Origin of the sequence: Prevotella sp. LCP21S3_D2, from assembly GCF_052118345.1 — a bacterium.
In the GTDB taxonomy this organism is placed as follows: domain Bacteria; phylum Bacteroidota; class Bacteroidia; order Bacteroidales; family Bacteroidaceae; genus Prevotella.
The window spans coordinates 194,067-209,449 of sequence record NZ_JBQKHJ010000001.1; the positions used below are offsets into that span (position 1 = coordinate 194,067).

The 15,383-nt window shown below is 44.8% G+C and carries 14 protein-coding genes; 11 read left to right on the plus strand and 3 right to left on the minus strand.

Annotated features, from left to right (window positions below; all coding sequences use genetic code 11):
• Nucleotides 1–125 precede the first annotated feature (125 nt).
• The 8 genes from ACTQ16_RS00835 (at nucleotide 126) to ACTQ16_RS00870 (ending at nucleotide 8,779) form a co-directional block, all read left to right on the plus strand.
• Nucleotides 126–3,170, plus strand: coding sequence for a SusC/RagA family TonB-linked outer membrane protein (locus tag ACTQ16_RS00835; RefSeq protein ID WP_441935643.1), 3,045 nt, complete (start codon nucleotides 126–128; stop codon nucleotides 3,168–3,170).
• 19 nt (nucleotides 3,171–3,189) lie between these two features.
• Complete coding sequence (susD, locus tag ACTQ16_RS00840; protein ID WP_441218587.1) at nucleotides 3,190–4,857, plus strand: starch-binding outer membrane lipoprotein SusD; 1,668 nt, start codon at nucleotides 3,190–3,192, stop codon at nucleotides 4,855–4,857.
• A 59-nt stretch (nucleotides 4,858–4,916) separates the two neighbouring features.
• A complete protein-coding gene (locus ACTQ16_RS00845; protein ID WP_287593219.1) occupies nucleotides 4,917–6,107 on the plus strand; it encodes a SusF/SusE family outer membrane protein in 1,191 nt (396 codons plus the stop codon).
• A gap of 8 nt (nucleotides 6,108–6,115) precedes the next feature.
• The gene (locus tag ACTQ16_RS00850; protein ID WP_441935645.1) at nucleotides 6,116–7,516 is read left to right on the plus strand and encodes an Outer membrane protein SusF domain-containing protein; all 1,401 of its coding nucleotides are present in this window, start codon (nucleotides 6,116–6,118) and stop codon (nucleotides 7,514–7,516) included.
• 176 nt (nucleotides 7,517–7,692) lie between these two features.
• On the plus strand, nucleotides 7,693–7,887 hold the full coding sequence (locus tag ACTQ16_RS00855; protein ID WP_117662311.1) for a transcriptional regulator: 195 nt from the start codon (nucleotides 7,693–7,695) through the stop codon (nucleotides 7,885–7,887).
• On the plus strand, nucleotides 7,875–8,156 hold the full coding sequence (locus ACTQ16_RS00860; RefSeq protein WP_022120086.1) for a virulence associated protein D: 282 nt from the start codon (nucleotides 7,875–7,877) through the stop codon (nucleotides 8,154–8,156). Before ACTQ16_RS00855 ends, ACTQ16_RS00860 begins: the two co-directional genes overlap by 13 nt.
• Nucleotides 8,157–8,300: 144 nt before the next feature.
• Nucleotides 8,301–8,507, plus strand: a complete 207-nt coding sequence (locus ACTQ16_RS00865; protein WP_153123669.1) for a hypothetical protein — start codon at nucleotides 8,301–8,303, stop codon at nucleotides 8,505–8,507.
• On the plus strand, nucleotides 8,504–8,779 hold the full coding sequence (locus tag ACTQ16_RS00870) for a type II toxin-antitoxin system RelE/ParE family toxin (protein ID WP_217762717.1): 276 nt from the start codon (nucleotides 8,504–8,506) through the stop codon (nucleotides 8,777–8,779). Before ACTQ16_RS00865 ends, ACTQ16_RS00870 begins: the two co-directional genes overlap by 4 nt.
• Nucleotides 8,780–8,958: 179 nt before the next feature.
• On the opposite strand, the gene ACTQ16_RS00875 is transcribed toward ACTQ16_RS00870, so the two are convergent.
• Nucleotides 8,959–9,216 (minus strand): hypothetical protein, encoded by a 258-nt coding sequence (locus ACTQ16_RS00875; protein ID WP_441935647.1) that lies wholly within the window; start codon nucleotides 9,214–9,216, stop codon nucleotides 8,959–8,961.
• Nucleotides 9,217–10,197: 981 nt separating this feature from the next.
• Here ACTQ16_RS00875 and ACTQ16_RS00880 point away from each other — a divergent pair.
• Nucleotides 10,198–12,225 (plus strand): alpha-amylase family glycosyl hydrolase, encoded by a 2,028-nt coding sequence (locus tag ACTQ16_RS00880; RefSeq protein ID WP_441935649.1) that lies wholly within the window; start codon nucleotides 10,198–10,200, stop codon nucleotides 12,223–12,225.
• Between the two features lie 77 nt (nucleotides 12,226–12,302).
• Here the strand turns inward: ACTQ16_RS00880 and ACTQ16_RS00885 are convergent, their stop codons facing one another.
• Complete coding sequence (locus ACTQ16_RS00885; RefSeq protein ID WP_294972474.1) at nucleotides 12,303–13,193, minus strand: NAD kinase; 891 nt, start codon at nucleotides 13,191–13,193, stop codon at nucleotides 12,303–12,305.
• A gap of 83 nt (nucleotides 13,194–13,276) precedes the next feature.
• Here ACTQ16_RS00885 and ACTQ16_RS00890 point away from each other — a divergent pair, with 83 nt between their 5' ends.
• Together ACTQ16_RS00890 and ACTQ16_RS00895 are read left to right on the plus strand one after the other, a co-directional pair.
• A complete protein-coding gene (locus tag ACTQ16_RS00890; RefSeq protein ID WP_441935651.1) occupies nucleotides 13,277–13,849 on the plus strand; it encodes a DJ-1 family glyoxalase III in 573 nt (190 codons plus the stop codon).
• A gap of 38 nt (nucleotides 13,850–13,887) precedes the next feature.
• Nucleotides 13,888–14,556, plus strand: coding sequence for a 2-C-methyl-D-erythritol 4-phosphate cytidylyltransferase (locus tag ACTQ16_RS00895; RefSeq protein ID WP_441935652.1), 669 nt, complete (start codon nucleotides 13,888–13,890; stop codon nucleotides 14,554–14,556).
• Nucleotides 14,557–14,697: 141 nt separating this feature from the next.
• Here the strand turns inward: ACTQ16_RS00895 and ACTQ16_RS00900 are convergent, their stop codons facing one another.
• On the minus strand, nucleotides 14,698–14,973 hold the full coding sequence (locus tag ACTQ16_RS00900; RefSeq protein WP_441935654.1) for a hypothetical protein: 276 nt from the start codon (nucleotides 14,971–14,973) through the stop codon (nucleotides 14,698–14,700).
• Between the last annotated feature and the right edge of the window lie 410 nt (nucleotides 14,974–15,383).

Consider the following 15,383-nt stretch of genomic DNA (forward strand, 5'->3'; position numbering starts at 1 on the left):
CGACCTATTTTTATATATAAAACAAGGCCAGAGACTAAAAACGTGATATTCATCACAAAACAAGCAGAATATTCATAAAGAATAAACAATAAATATAAACATAAACTTAAAAATCAGACAAAATGATGAAGCAGGTAAAATTTAAATTGCCTCTCAGAGCGTTGACCCTAGCAAGTGGTCTGCTTCTGACAGCAAGTTCCTTTGCGCAGACTAATGCGATTAAGGGACACGTGAAGGATGCTTCCGGTGAGCCAGTCATGGGTGCTACCATTACAGTGAACGGTAAGGCAGTAGGTATTACCGACATGGATGGTAACTTCTCTGTTGACGCAGCTCCAGGTACCGATCTTACATTCACCTATCTGGGATTGACTCCACAGACTATCAAAGCCACATCTAACATGATGATTACCTTGGCAGATGACTCTAAGGCTTTGAACGAAGTCGTTGTCATCGGTTATGGTCGTGCTAAGAAGAACGACTTGACTGGTTCTGTTACAGCTATCAAGCCAGATGAGATGTCAAAGGGTATCACCAACAACGCATCAGATATGTTGGTAGGTAAGATTGCAGGTGTAGATGTACAGACTGCTGGTGGTACTCCTGGTGCAGGTGCCCAGATTCGTATCCGTGGTGGTGCTTCTCTCAGTGCATCCAACGACCCACTCTATGTAGTAGATGGTTTGGTTATCGATAATCAGACAGCTACCGGTATGAGTAATATCCTTGCGATGATTAATCCTACTGATATTGAGACATTCACCGTATTGAAGGATGCTTCTGCCACAGCTATCTATGGTAGCCGTGCTTCTAATGGTGTCATCATCATCACTACCAAGAAAGGTCGCAATGGTCAGAAGCCTTCTATTTCATACACAGGCGATGTAACAATTTCTACTATCCAGAAGAAATATGATGTACTGAACGCAGCTCAGTACAAGGAACTTGTCAGCTCAGTTAATGGTCTTGATGCATCAAAATTAGGCAATGCTGATACCAACTGGCAGGATGAGATTTTCCGCACAGCAGTATCTACCAACCATAACGTAAGCGTACAGGGTGGCTTGAAGAACATGCCATATCGTGCCAGTGTTGGTTTCAACAACTCAAACGGTATCGTGAAGACCAGTTGGATGAATCGTGTCAACGCTTCTCTCAACTTGGCTCCATCATTGCTCGACAAGCACTTGAACTTCAACATCACAAGTAAGTTCATGTATGAGAAAGACCGCTATGCAGATGCAGGCGGTGCTATCGGTGCAGCTTTGTCAATGAATCCAACACAGCCTGTTTTTGGGGAAGGTGACCAGTATGCAGTTACAGGCGGTTACTATCAGAACCTGATCAACAAGTCTGATGCTATAAAAGACCCTAACTGGAAGAATACGACCAACTCTAATGCAGCCCAGAACCCAGTGGCTCTTCTTAACCAGAAAGAGATTATGGCTCACGCCCGTGACTACAGTGGCAACTTCGAGGTAGATTACAAGATTCATGGTTTCGAGGATTTGCATCTGCATGCAAGCTTGGGTGCTCAGTACACTTCTACACAGCAAAGCGATGAGATTTCCAAGTACTCATACTCAAACAACTACTTCGGTTGGGCTGGTATGACTCACTATTGGAAATACAATATGATTGGTAATGCTTATGCACAGTATGCTCATAAGTTTGGTGTTCACGACATCGATGTAATGGCTGGTGCCGAGCAGAGCCATTACCACAGACATGGCTATAACCAGGGCTTTGGTACTGATGATTATCTGAAGGAGAACAATCCTATCCTCAACGAGGAGACAGGTTACTATAACTGGCAGCACAACCCTTCTAAGCGCAGCGAGCAGGAGTGGGCTAACCACAACTCTCTGGTATCATACTTCGGCCGTTTGAACTATAATCTTCTCGACCGCTACCTGATTACCGCCACATTCCGTGCCGATGGTTCTTCTCGTTTCAAAAAGGGACATAAGTGGGGCTACTTCCCATCAGCAGCCTTTGCATGGAAGATAAACCACGAGAGTTTCTTGAAAGACGTAAAGTGGCTCGATGACTTAAAACTTCGCTTAGGTTGGGGTAAGACTGGTCAGCAGAATGGTATTGACGACTTCTACTATACACCTCTCTATGTAGTAAGTAACTCTTATGCTCAGTATCCATTCGGTAACGACTATCACCAGACTGTACGTCCTAGCAAGTATAATGACAAGTTGACTTGGGAAAAGACTACTACTTGGAATGCAGGTATCGACTTCGCTGCTCTCAACAACCGTTTCTCTTTCAACATTGATGGTTACTATCGCAAGACAACCGATTTGTTATCAACCGTTGACGTACCTGCAGGTACAACTTTCGGTGATAACCTGTTGAAGAACGTAGGTTCCCTCAAGAACTATGGTGTTGAGTTGGCTTTCGACGTAAAGCCTATCGTAACCAAGGACTTTACATGGGATATTACCTATAATGTAGGCTGGAACCACAACGAGATTACTTCTCTTGATGCCGGTGCTCAGGACTGGGTATGGACAGGTGACAAGATTTCTCGCGGTAACAACACCAAGATTTTGAAGAACAAGGTGGGTGAAGCAGTCAACTCATTCTTCGTTTACCAGCAGGTATATGATGAAAATGGCAAACCTATCGAAGGTCTGTACGTAGATCGCAATGCCGATGGTCAGATTAACGACGCTGACCGTTACTATTACAAGAACCCAGCTGCAGATGTAATCATGGGTCTCACCACTAAGTTCCTCTATAAGAATTGGGACTTCAGTATGGCATTCCGTGCATCTTTGGGCAACTACGTATATTATGACTTCCTGGCAAACAGAGCATCCATCTCTCCATCAGGTCTTTACTCTAACAGTTCATTCAGCAACACCACTCCAGAGGCCGTTAAGCTCGGTTTCACAGGTTTGACAGTTGCCCAGAACTACTTGAGTGATTACTTTGTACGTAATGCTTCTTACTTGAAGTGTACCAATATTACATTGGGTTACAGCTTCCCTGCATTGATCAAGAATTCTTGCAGCGGACGTATCTACTTCACAGCACAGAACCCATTCATCATTACAAAATATAAGGGTATCGACCCAGAGGTAACCAGTGGTATCGACAGCAATCCATATCCACGTCCAATGAGTTTCCAGATTGGTTTGAACCTCAACTTCTAATATATAAAGGATTATAATTATGAGAAATATATTAATAAAGACTGCAGTTGCCGGTTTCCTCTGCTTGGGATTGGCTTCTTGCGCAGACGATTTGAATATCAGCTCAATTGATCCTCAGTCATCACCTAGTTATGATGCCGACGGTCTTTTGGCTAAACAATATGCCACACTTGGCTTGACCGGTCAGGCTGGTCCTGCCGGAAAAGGTGATATGAGCCAGGATGAGGGTGAAAGCGGTTTCTATCGTGTCATCTTCAATCTTCAGGAACTTTGCACCGATGAGGTTATCTGGGCTTGGCAGACTGATACAGATATCCCTTCCCTCACCAATATTGCATGGAACTCAAGTTCTGTACGTGCCAACTGGGCATACCAGCGCCTGGCATACAACATCACCCTTCACAACCAGTTCATCAGTGAACAGACAGGTAAGATGAGCGATGACGTCATTGCAGAGGTTCGTTTCCTCCGCTGCTTGAACTACTATTATTTCCTTGATCTCTTCCACAAGGCACCTTTCAAGGATACATTTGATAGCGAACTGCCAGTTGAGAAAACCGGTAAGGATCTCTACGACTGGATTGACAAGGAATTGACCGAGATTGAGCCACAACTGAAGGAAGTTGGTGCTTACAATGACGACAAGGGATTTGGTCGTGCCGATTGTGGTGTAGCTTACGCCCTCCATGCTCGTCTGGCTCTGAACTCTGCAGTTTACACAGATGGCCAGGTAAAGGATTTCGCCAAGGCAAAGGACTACTGTGACAAGATTCTCAATAGTGGAGCTTACGCATTGTCAACCGAGACAAAGAATGGATTCTCAGGCTATGAGCAGGTATTCATGGGCGACAACGACCAGAACACCCAGGCTATGAAGGAGATTATCTTCCCTATCCGCCAGGATGGCAAGAAGACTCAGGAATACTCAGGTTCTACATACCTCGTAGCATCTATGCGAACTTCAGGAATGCCAAATTCATTCACCAGCAACTATTGGAGCTGCAACTTCGCCCGCAAGGACTTGGTTGAGAAATTCTTCCCTAATGACAATATCCCTATGGCAGGTGAAAGCGATGCGCTGAAGGATGCCACCGAGGAGCAGGTTATCGCAAAGGATGAAGAATTGCACGTAACCACAAAGGATGTCATCAACAAAGCTGGTGATGACCGTGCCATGTTCTACATGGGTGTAGGTGGCGGCATCCGCACACTCAGCCCTGGCAAGCAGATTACAGGTTTCACAAATGGTGCTTCTATCGTAAAATGGCAGAATCGCCATGCAGACGGTTCCGACATCCACGATGGTACATTCATGGATACAGATATCCCATTGTTCCGCCTGGCAGAGATTTACCTGACACGTGCTGAGGCCAACTATCGTTTGGGAAATACCACTGATGCTCTCGCAGACATCCAGACTATTCAGAAGCGTGCTCATCGCAAGGAGATCTCTGGAGCTGTCGATGAACAGACTTTGATTGATGAGTGGTGCCGTGAGTTCTATGTAGAAGGCCGTCGTCGTTCTGATTTGATCCGCTTTGGTCTCTTCTCTGGTTCCAAGTATCTTTGGGACTTCAAGGGAGGTGTAGCAGGAGGTATCGGTATCGAGTCTAAGTTCAACGTATATCCTATCCCTGTTACCGACATTGCAGGTAATCCTAACATGACTCAGAACCCTAATTACTAATCTTAGTAAATCGGGGATTCTTCGGAATAAAGAACTATAATTGATTAAAGAATACAATTATGAAAAAGATATTTTTAAAATTGATGCTGTTGCCTGCAATGGTTTTGCCTTTGCTCTTCACTTCATGCTCTGACGACAATGACAGCAATCCTACATTGGATTTAAATCATGCTGCAGACGGATTTGTATTGAATACACCAGCATACGCAGAAAACAATACATACGACTTGGCAAGTGCCAACAACTTGACCTTGTCTTGTTCACAGCCAAACTATGGAGGTATTCCATACGTGGTTCGCTACTATGTGCAGGTTGCACTCGATCAGAAGTTCCTGACAGATACAACAGCTACACATAAAGAATTGTCAACCTCTTACACCACAGCCAAGATGGCTGTGGATGCAGCAGAGTTGAACTCTACACTCGTTGATATGTTCCAGGCAGCCAACCCAGACACAAGCGTGCCAGAAACAATGCCTGTATATGTAAGATTGCGTGCTGTCATAGATGGCACAGCCGACCCTTATCTTGGTCAGAGTTATTCCAACATCATAACCCTGCCTTCAGTGAAGGCTACTTACAAGGCTCCAGATGCTAAGTATCCAGAGAACCTGTTCGTAGTTGGTTCTTCTATCCAAGAGGCTTGGAGCAGCTGGAAGCCAGTGGCTCCTGTATATGGTATGGCAGGCAACTATTATACCATGGTTTATGTTCCTGATGGCGGTTCATTCAAGTGGGGTACATACGAGAATGACTGGCGTGGCTTTAGCCGTCTGGCTGCTGTCAACGATAATGCTGGTGCTGAATTCTCAGAGGATGGCGACGGAAACCTGAAGGTTGCTCATGGCGGCTGGTTCGTTCTCCACTTCGTTGGTGAAATGTCAGCAGACAAGAAGAACATCAACTACTCACTGAATGTTTATCCTGGTGCTGCTTACATCATCGGTGCTGCTGCTGGTGGCAATTGGGACGACGCTTCTGCCGCTTGGGCTATGACAGCTCCTGCAGACCAGACTGGCGAATGGGTATCTCCAGCCTTCGGTGGTGATGGCGAGCTCCGCACATATATCAAGATTCCAGGAATCGACTGGTGGCGTACAGAGTACACTATCTTCAAGGGCAACTGCTTCTGGAGAAACATGAACATTGTTAATTCTTGGTCTGAGGCTGGTGAAGGTTACTCTGTAACTTGCACAGCAGGACAGAAGCTCTATGTCAACTTCGACAAGAACACAGCAGAAGTTAAATAATTAAAAACATGAACACAATGAAAAAGACATTATTATATAGCTTAGCAGCAATGGCAAGTCTCGCACTTGCCAGCTGCGCTGGCGACTACGACGACTGGGCTAACCCACAGGCCAACGAGCAGGAAGCATCTGCTGCCAAGTATGGGGTAACCTTTGCCAATGGTTCTGAGGCAGAAGGCAGCATGGCTGATGAAGATGGTATCATCAATCTCGTAACAGTCAATTCTACAGATGCCAATGTCTCTGGTTTCACCCTCCAAGATTTCAAGGTGAACGGAGTAGCTGTCAATGGAACAATGGTTGGCAACAGCGTTCAAGTAAGTGCTTCTGAATTGGAGAAACTCGTTTGCGAGCAGAATAAGTCTCGTGCTTCTGTTGCTCGCGACCTGAAAGTGGAGACACAAGTTTCTATCAATCTCGCTTCTGGTGATGCGGTAAGCATTACTACCAAGGGCGAGACTACAGGTAAGTTTACTCCAACAGCAACACCTCAACTCGATGAGAAGGGCTACTACATGCTCGGTCAGGTAAACGGAAATGAGTGGGATGCAAAATCTCCTGTCTGGATGAACAAGATTAGCGATGGAGTTTATCAGTTGAAGGTTACAACTACTGCAGACAAAAACTGGTTTAAGTTCTATGCTGGAAGCAACTTCGTAAGTGAAGACTGGGATTCCATCAACAAGGGAGCCTTGGGCTGCAAGGAGAACGGTTCAGAAGACACATTCGGATACATTCTCTATGATGGCGATTCATGGGGTGAACTTCAGACTCCAGTAATCCCAGGCGCAGGTACATGGATTGTTACTCTTGATATGAACAACCTTACTTACACTGTAGGCAAGCCAGTACTTTATATGGCAGGTGATGCTAATGGATGGGCAACAAATGACTACCTCGCAGGTGAGGATGGTGTACACTTTACTGGTTTCATGTACTTGAACCAGAATGGTTTCAAGTTCTGTACTCAGCCAGAGTGGAAGGGCACCAACTATGGCGCAGACTTCAATACTGCTGCTGATGCAGCCAACATCACCATGACAGAAGAAGCCGGTTACTACAAAGTAGATGTTGATTTGGAAAGCAAGAGCTATGTTCTGACTCCTATCACAACTATTGGTATCATTGGTAGCGCATCCCCTAATGGTTGGGATTCAGACGTAGATATGACATACGTTCCTTACAATGCAGAAACAAAAGCACTTGGCTACTGGGAGGCAAAGGACATCACATTGGCTTCTGGTGAAATCAAGTTCCGTGCCAACGACGACTGGGCTATCAACTGGGGTGGCGATGTAAATGCTCTTACCCAAGGCGGTGGCAACATCTCTGTAGATGCTGGTACTTACGACATCAAGCTCTATGCATGGGCTAATGGCTATGCAAAGTGTGTAATGACAAAGAAGTAAGCATTTGCTTCATCAAATAAACTAAATATCAATAGGCGGCTCTCAATTCCGGGAGCCGCCTATTTTTTTTCTTTCTCCTCATCCTTTTCAAGTATTTTTTCCCTAAAACCTTGGAAGTTACGAGGAAAAGTCGTATCTTTGCACCGAATAAGTACAACATTTATATTTTTATGATTATGAGAACAGGCGACAAAGTATTAATATCTCCAGACTTGACACATGCCAAAGACTGGACACAGGGCGAAGTGATTGAAGTTGAGAACAATCCTTTCGTAGGAATTGTCATCTCCGCAAAAACCGCAGATGGGAACATATTCTTTGGATATAAGGACTTATTTGAACCAGCAAAGGAGGCAGTATGTACGCACTAGCATTTGATATGGTTATTTCCGATTTACAAAAATACTATGGCGAACCTTACAACAAGGCTTACTACGAAATAAAAGAGCTTCTAAAGAAGAATGGTTTCGAGTGGGTGCAAGGCAGTACATACATGACGATGAATGATGATTTGACTGCACTTGTAAAAACTGTTATGGAGCTTTCTAAAATAGAGTGGTTTAAGAAATCCGTCAGAGATCTAAGAGGATTCAAAGTTGAAAGTTGGTCGAACTTTACTGATTTAGTTAAAAATTCATAGAATAGGCGACTCTCCTCCAATCCGGGAGCCGCCTATTTTCTTTTTTGCGCTAACCCACAACATTTCCCCATAAACATTTGGTGGTTACGAGGAAAAATCGTATCTTTGCGGCAGCATTAAAAATAACATTAAAAGTAAAGCAATATGGATGTAGCTATAAATAATATAACAACAACTATAACTGTTCCGCAAGTTGACTTCAACTTATTAAAGGAACTGGCAAAGAAGTTTGGCTGGGTTATTCAAACCGAAAAGAAAAGTGGCATTGAAGAAGCCCTAGAAGATGTTAAAGCTGGAAGAGTATATCATGCAAAAGATGCTCACGACTTAATCAAACAGTGCTTAGAATGAAATACTCTATTGACTTTACAAACAAATTTAAAAAGTCTCTGCGAAAAGGAGTGAAACGTGGTCTAGATCCAACCCTCATTGAAAAAGCCGTAGAGAAACTAGCCAAAGAGGGGAAACTGCCACCATCATATAAATCGCATAAACTTCATGGAAACCTAGAAGGTATTTGGGAGTGTCACATAACCCCAGATTGGTTGATGCTGTGGGAACAAAACGATGAAAAACTAACCTTGCTGTTTCTCAACAATGGAACCCATAGCGATTTGTTTTAACAAAATAGCTTTACAAGTTAAATATGATGAAAATATCTCTTAAAGGAAAAAATAAATATCCTTAAGGGAAAATTTTCAATCTCTTCTTTCCCCATTTTCCGGAAGTTTCTCCTGGACTGTCTCTTTCTGGAATATTATTTACATACCGTAATCTATATGCCAGCAGAATTATGACTGGACTATAATGTGATTCCCCCTCTCACCAGCCATTTCGCAAAGAAGCGGTCGCTTACTAAATAGCCGTTTGGGGTCTTGCTTACCAGCTGCTTATCCACCAATGCCTTTAATGCCGTCTTCACGCTGCTCGTGGCAGGAAGATGGTGGGTGCTGATAAACTGCTGGCTCAATGGCGAAGATACCAGGCTCTCACTAGCTATAGCCAGCAACAGCTTCTGCTGGTTCTCCGTAAGCCAGGCACAATAATTCTGATAAACCATCGTTCAATGTTGCCATATTATTGCTTTAATCTTATTGTTTTCGTTACACTTGCAACCATTGCGCTTTTTACGCAACGCAAATTACGCAATAAAAAACGAGATAGCCAAATGTTTACTAGTTTTTTTATAATAATTATCTCCTAAAGCCGCCTCAAATGCACAGACAACGGAATAAACAAAAATACTTCACACTACACTACAGCGGAAAGGTTAAGGCAGAAGCTGCTAACCCTGGGCATAAAAAATCTGTGTAAATCTGTGAAATCCGTGGGACATAAAAAAACTCCCACAGATTCCACAGATTCACACAGATTCATTATCTTTAACCCAAGTTTTACATAGCCAAAAAAATATTTTTTTCATCAAATTATTGCCACATCTATCACTCTCACACTTAACTCATTGATTATAAACAAATAACGCGTGGCAATAAGGGGATATTTTATTGCCACCTTATTGCCACGCATTACCACGCTTACGCCCTGAACCAGATACGAAAATTCAGATAAGATACTTTTTTCGAATGAGGCTTACTTAAGGTTGAAGTAAGGCTTACGTAATGTTGGAGTAAAGCTTACGTAACATTTAACTAAGGCTCATTTGAACTTCAAATAAGGCTCACTTGAACTTCAACTGAGGCTTACTTGAACTTCAACTGAGGCTTACTAGATGGGAATCAGGATGCTTCTGAAATTACGTCCCGACGTATCTTGTACTACGTCGGGATGCATCTTTTACTGCGTCGGGACGTATCTGATGCTACGTCGGGATGCATCTTTTACTGCGTCGGGACGTATCCGATGCTACGTCGGGACGCAATTTCTACTGCATCGGGTGAGATTTTACGGAAAAAGAAATGAAATCGATAAATATGCAAACGTTTGCACAGATCATTTGCTTGATTTACATCCAATTTACGCATACATATCAGAATTAGTCGTAACTTTGCAACAAATAAACAAAACATCTTAATCCTTGAATATGAAGAAGATATACTCTACACTCGTTGCCCTACTGGCAACCGCAAATATGTTTGCCCAGGGTTGGCCAGCCAACCATAGCGGCGTGATGCTGCAGGGATTCTACTGGGATTCCTTCAGCGATTCCAAATGGACCAATCTCGAAGCACAGGCTCCTGAGCTGGGACAGTACTTCAATCTCGTATGGATTCCACAGAGTGCCAACTGTGGCGGCAAGTCAATGGGTTACGATGACCTCTACTGGTTTTCCAACTACGAAAGTTCTTTCGGAAGTGAAAGCGAACTCCGCTCTCTCATCAAAACCTTTAAGAATAACGGCATCGGAACCATCGCCGACGTGGTAATCAACCACCGTAAGAACGTATCAACCTGGTTTGACTTCCCGGTAGAAACCTACAAGGGAGTGACTTACGAGATGAAATCAACCGATATCTGTGCCAACGATGATGGCGGCAAAACCAAGAAAGAGGCAGATAAGCAGGGCGTAAAGCTCAGCAGCAACAATGATACCGGTGAAGACTGGGGCGGCATGCGCGACCTGGACCACAACAGCCAGAACGTGCAGACCATCGTGAAGGCTTATCTCGACATGCTCCTCAACGACTTCGGCTATGCCGGATTCCGCTATGATATGGTAAAGGGATACAGCGGCAAGTTTACAGGCATCTACAACGATGCAGCCAAGCCAACTTATTCCGTAGGAGAATACTGGAATGGAAATGTATCCGTAGTCAAGAACTGGCTTGAAGCTACCAAGGTTAATGATAAAATCACAAGTGCAGCCTTCGACTTCCCTATCCGCTACGTGGTGCGAGATGCCATCAAATCCAACTGGTCGACCGTAAAGACAGATGGTCTGGCTAACGACCCGGCTTACAAGCAGTATGCCATCACCTTCGTAGAGAATCACGATACAGAATACCGTTCAGCCGGCAAACAGCAGGACCCTATCCGCAAGGATACCCTGGCAGCCAATGCCTACATTCTGGCATCCTGCGGAACTCCATGCGTATTCTACAAGCACTGGATTGACTGCAAGCAGGATATCAAGGCGATGATCAATGCCCGCCAGCTGGCAGGTATCACCAACACCAGCAATACCACCTTCAATGCCTTCAGGGGAGAAGGATATAACGGCATCAGGACCGTAGGCGACAAGGCAACATTGATTGCCATCGTAGGTCCTAACGCCAAGAAGTATGCAGCACCAAACACATACGCCGAACTGCTGAACGGCTACCACTACCGCTATTTCATGCCTAAGAAGGCAAACGTGGCTTGGGTGGATTTGGCTTCCGGTGATTACGAAGGCACGATGAAAGCAAAGCTCGTGGCTGTAAGCAACGCAGACGATGCACAGTTGGTTTATACAACCGATGGCACAGAGCCAACAGCCAGCAGCAAGAAGGCTAAGAGCGGTGAGGAGCTGGAGATTCCTTTCGGCGAGACAACCCTGAAGGTGGGCTTGCTGATGAATGGTGCTGTCAGCGGTATTCTTACCCGTAACTATAAGGTAGAAAAGCCTACTGCTTTCGACCCATACGATATCACCGTATATGCCAACGCAGACCAGGTAGGATGGAAAGATGGCTTCAACTTCTGGGCATGGTGCGATTCTCCAAAGGAAAACCTGACCGTGAAGGGTGTTTGGCCTGGCGACAAGATGACCCAAAGCAAAGTGATTGAAGGCAAGAAATGGTATTATCAAACTTACAAGATCAAGAGCAAGAACTACATGGTTTCCTTCGTATTCAGCACCGGTACCGGTTCGCCACAGACCGTTGATTTCACGAATATCAACAAGGATACCTATCTGGAGGTTCTGAATGAGAAGAACAATGACGGTCTCTATAAGATCAAGGATGTTACGGCTGATATGCCAACTACAGGCATCACCGCAGCTCCTACCATTGACAATACGGCAAGTAAAGACAACGCATGGTATACCCTGAGTGGCATGAAGATGATGCAAAAGCCTAACCAGCCAGGCATCTATATCCACCAGGGCAAGAAACAGATTATTAAATAAAAGTATCAATCATACGATAAGTAATCAATCGAAAAAAGAGGACCTTAAGAGTCCTCTTTTTTTATTTTGTGATTACTTTATCTTTGTCTCTGGTCAGCACCCCACATCAGCTTCTCTCTCAATGTAGAGAAATATCTCTGGTTCCGCTGCTTTACTATTTTAATGGCATGTGGTGCCTTACGGATAATCAGGCGGGTCTGCTCGGTCATGCGTTCGCTTCGTCCGTCAATAGCCACGAGATAATTATGGCTGCGGCTCTCCACATCCAGCACGATCTCCGCCGTATCATTGATGACAATAGGACGGATATTCAGACTGTGAGGAGCAACGGGAGTCAGACAGAGACTACCACTCTGCGGAATGATGATAGGTCCGCCATTAGAGAGATTATATGCAGTAGAGCCCGTAGGAGTAGTCACGATAAGACCATCCGCCTGATAGGTGACCAGGAACTCCCCATCCACCTGGGTACGGATAGAAATCATCGAAGCATCATCCCTTTTCAATACCGCAATATCGTTCAAGGCGAAAGGATTTCCCGCCAAGACGCCGCCTTCAGCCTCTACCTGAATCACCGCATGGTCCTCTATCAGGCAATCACCAGCATACAGACTGTCCAGCGCCGTTTCTATCTCACTAGGCAACACATCGGCAAGGAAACCCAGACGGCCCATATTCACACCAAGAATAGGAGTTTCCTTTGCTCCCACCCTGCTCGCCGCCTTCAGGAAGGTACCATCACCGCCCATAGAGATGACATAGTCTACATCAAAGTTGTAGTCCTCGAATACGCCGGAAGCCTTTACCTCAAGATGCTCCATCTTGGTAAGAAAATCGTAGAAGAGGCTTTCAAAATAAACTTCAGCTTCCTTCTTTTCCAGATAAGAAAGGATTTTCTCTATCGAAGCACTCTTCTTGGCTTGATATTCATTGCCAAAAATTGCGAATTTCAAATGTTGTTGTCCCATTTATTTTGTTATTTCAATTATTATTCTTACTTTTGCAAAGGTAATAATATAATTCGAATAACAAAACAAAAAACGAATAAATTATGGCAAAGGTATATGAATTTCTTGCCAATGGCTTCGAGGAAATCGAAGGTTTGGCTCCAGTAGACATCCTCCGCAGAGGGGGTGTAGACATCAAGACCGTCAGTATTACAGGTAGTGAATGGGTAGAGACTTCTCATGGAGTCACCATCAAGGCTGACCTGAAGTTCGAGGATATCCAGAGCTTTGAGGATGCCGATATGTTGCTCCTTCCTGGTGGAATGCCGGGCAGCAGCCACCTCAATGAGCATGAAGGCGTTCGCCAGGCGCTCATCGCACAGCAGAAGGCTGGCAAACGGATCGGTGCCATCTGCGCAGCCCCTATGGTTCTGGCAAGCACTGGCATTCTCGAAGGCAAGAAGGCAACCTGCTATCCTGGCTTCGAGCAGTATTTCAGCGAGAATACAGAATATACAGCTACCCTCTTCCAGGAGGATGGCAATGTGATTACGGGCGAAGGTCCTGCCGCCACCCTTCCATACGCCTATAAGATATTGAGCTACTTCGCAGGCAAGGAAACCGTGGCAGCCCTGCAGGATGGCATGATGTACACCCACCTGATGGAGAGCAAATAATAATTATAAATTATTAATTATCAATTATAAATTCCATCATGGATTACGTAATCATAGTAGCCGGAGGCAAGGGCCTCCGCATGGGAAGTGAGATTCCGAAGCAGTTCTTGCCTGTAGCCGGCAAGCCTATCCTGATGAGAACCATTGAGCGTTTTCATGAATACAACCCTGAGCTGAGCATCATCCTGGTTCTCCCGGAGAGCCAGCAGGAATACTGGCATCAGCTCTGCGAAGAATATCATTTCGACATCAAGCACCAGATAGCCAACGGTGGCGACACCCGATTCCAGTCTTCCAAGAATGGACTTTCGCTCATTCCTGACAATGAGGATGGCGTAGTGGGTATTCACGATGGCGTCCGACCATTCGTTTCTACGGATGTGATTGAGGAATGTTTCGAGACGGCTCGCGAGGAATATGCAGCCATCCCGGTATATGCTGTAACCGATACCTTGCGCTACATCGACCAGCACGGCAGTGGCAAGAACGTGCTTCGCAGCGACTACCGTGTGGTGCAGACACCTCAGACCTTCGATATCGGTCTGGCGAAACAGGCTTTCAACCAGGAATACAAGGAGCAGTTTACTGACGATGCATCGGTCATAGAAAGTCTCGGTTGCCAGGTAGCAATGGTAGAAGGTAATCGCGAAAACATCAAGATTACCACCCCGTTTGACATCAAGATAGCAGAAGCTCTCCTGAAATAGATACCAATACTGCCGTTATCGCAAGTGAGGTCCCACACGCCCCAGAAAGTAAGGCCCCACACGCCCTGTTTTAGGGCAAAAGCTTTATTAATCATCTGGTTTGAAGGCTTTTGTCCTTACAGGGCGCAAAGGTGCATTCCGTTAATACTGCCCCTTCCCCTCGCAAACGCCATAGCAGTTTTTGGCAGGTCTAGCAACATCGCATTTTACGATGCCGCTAGACTTAATATGCAGTCTCACAGCGTTATCCGCTCTTTTATATCCCAGCACATCACACTTGACAGGGCGAGCAGCCTTGCTGCCCCCTTCACTTCGACCAGTGACCGTTGGTTCTGGGCGAAGATGGTTACAGTGGTTACGGTTACAGAAGTTACAGTTTTCAGCGGAGGGGGTATAAGGGATTTCGAGAACTTTCATATTGTAAGTAATAATAATAGATAATAATATATATATATTTATATATATATTATTATCTCCTTCTAAAGAAGGGAGAGGGAATTGGCTTAAGAAAAACTGTAACTTCTGTAACCGTAACCACTTTTGGGGGGAAAGCGGGGTAGATAGCGCAAAAGACTAACGTAGAGTTGGGATGCACAAAACATAGAGAAACCATTTACAAAATATAGTTTTCTCATCACAAAAACTATGACTTATTTTTATTAACAATATTCCCCGTAAATATTAAATCCATTTAACAGAACTCTGCAGGGCCGTTTCTTGCCTAACAATGATATTGCCGACAAGGACTCCTTCATGGACTTCTTGAACGAAATTATATAAAGCAGAAAGGAGGTTATTATGAGAACTGCTAATGAAATAGGTTCCAA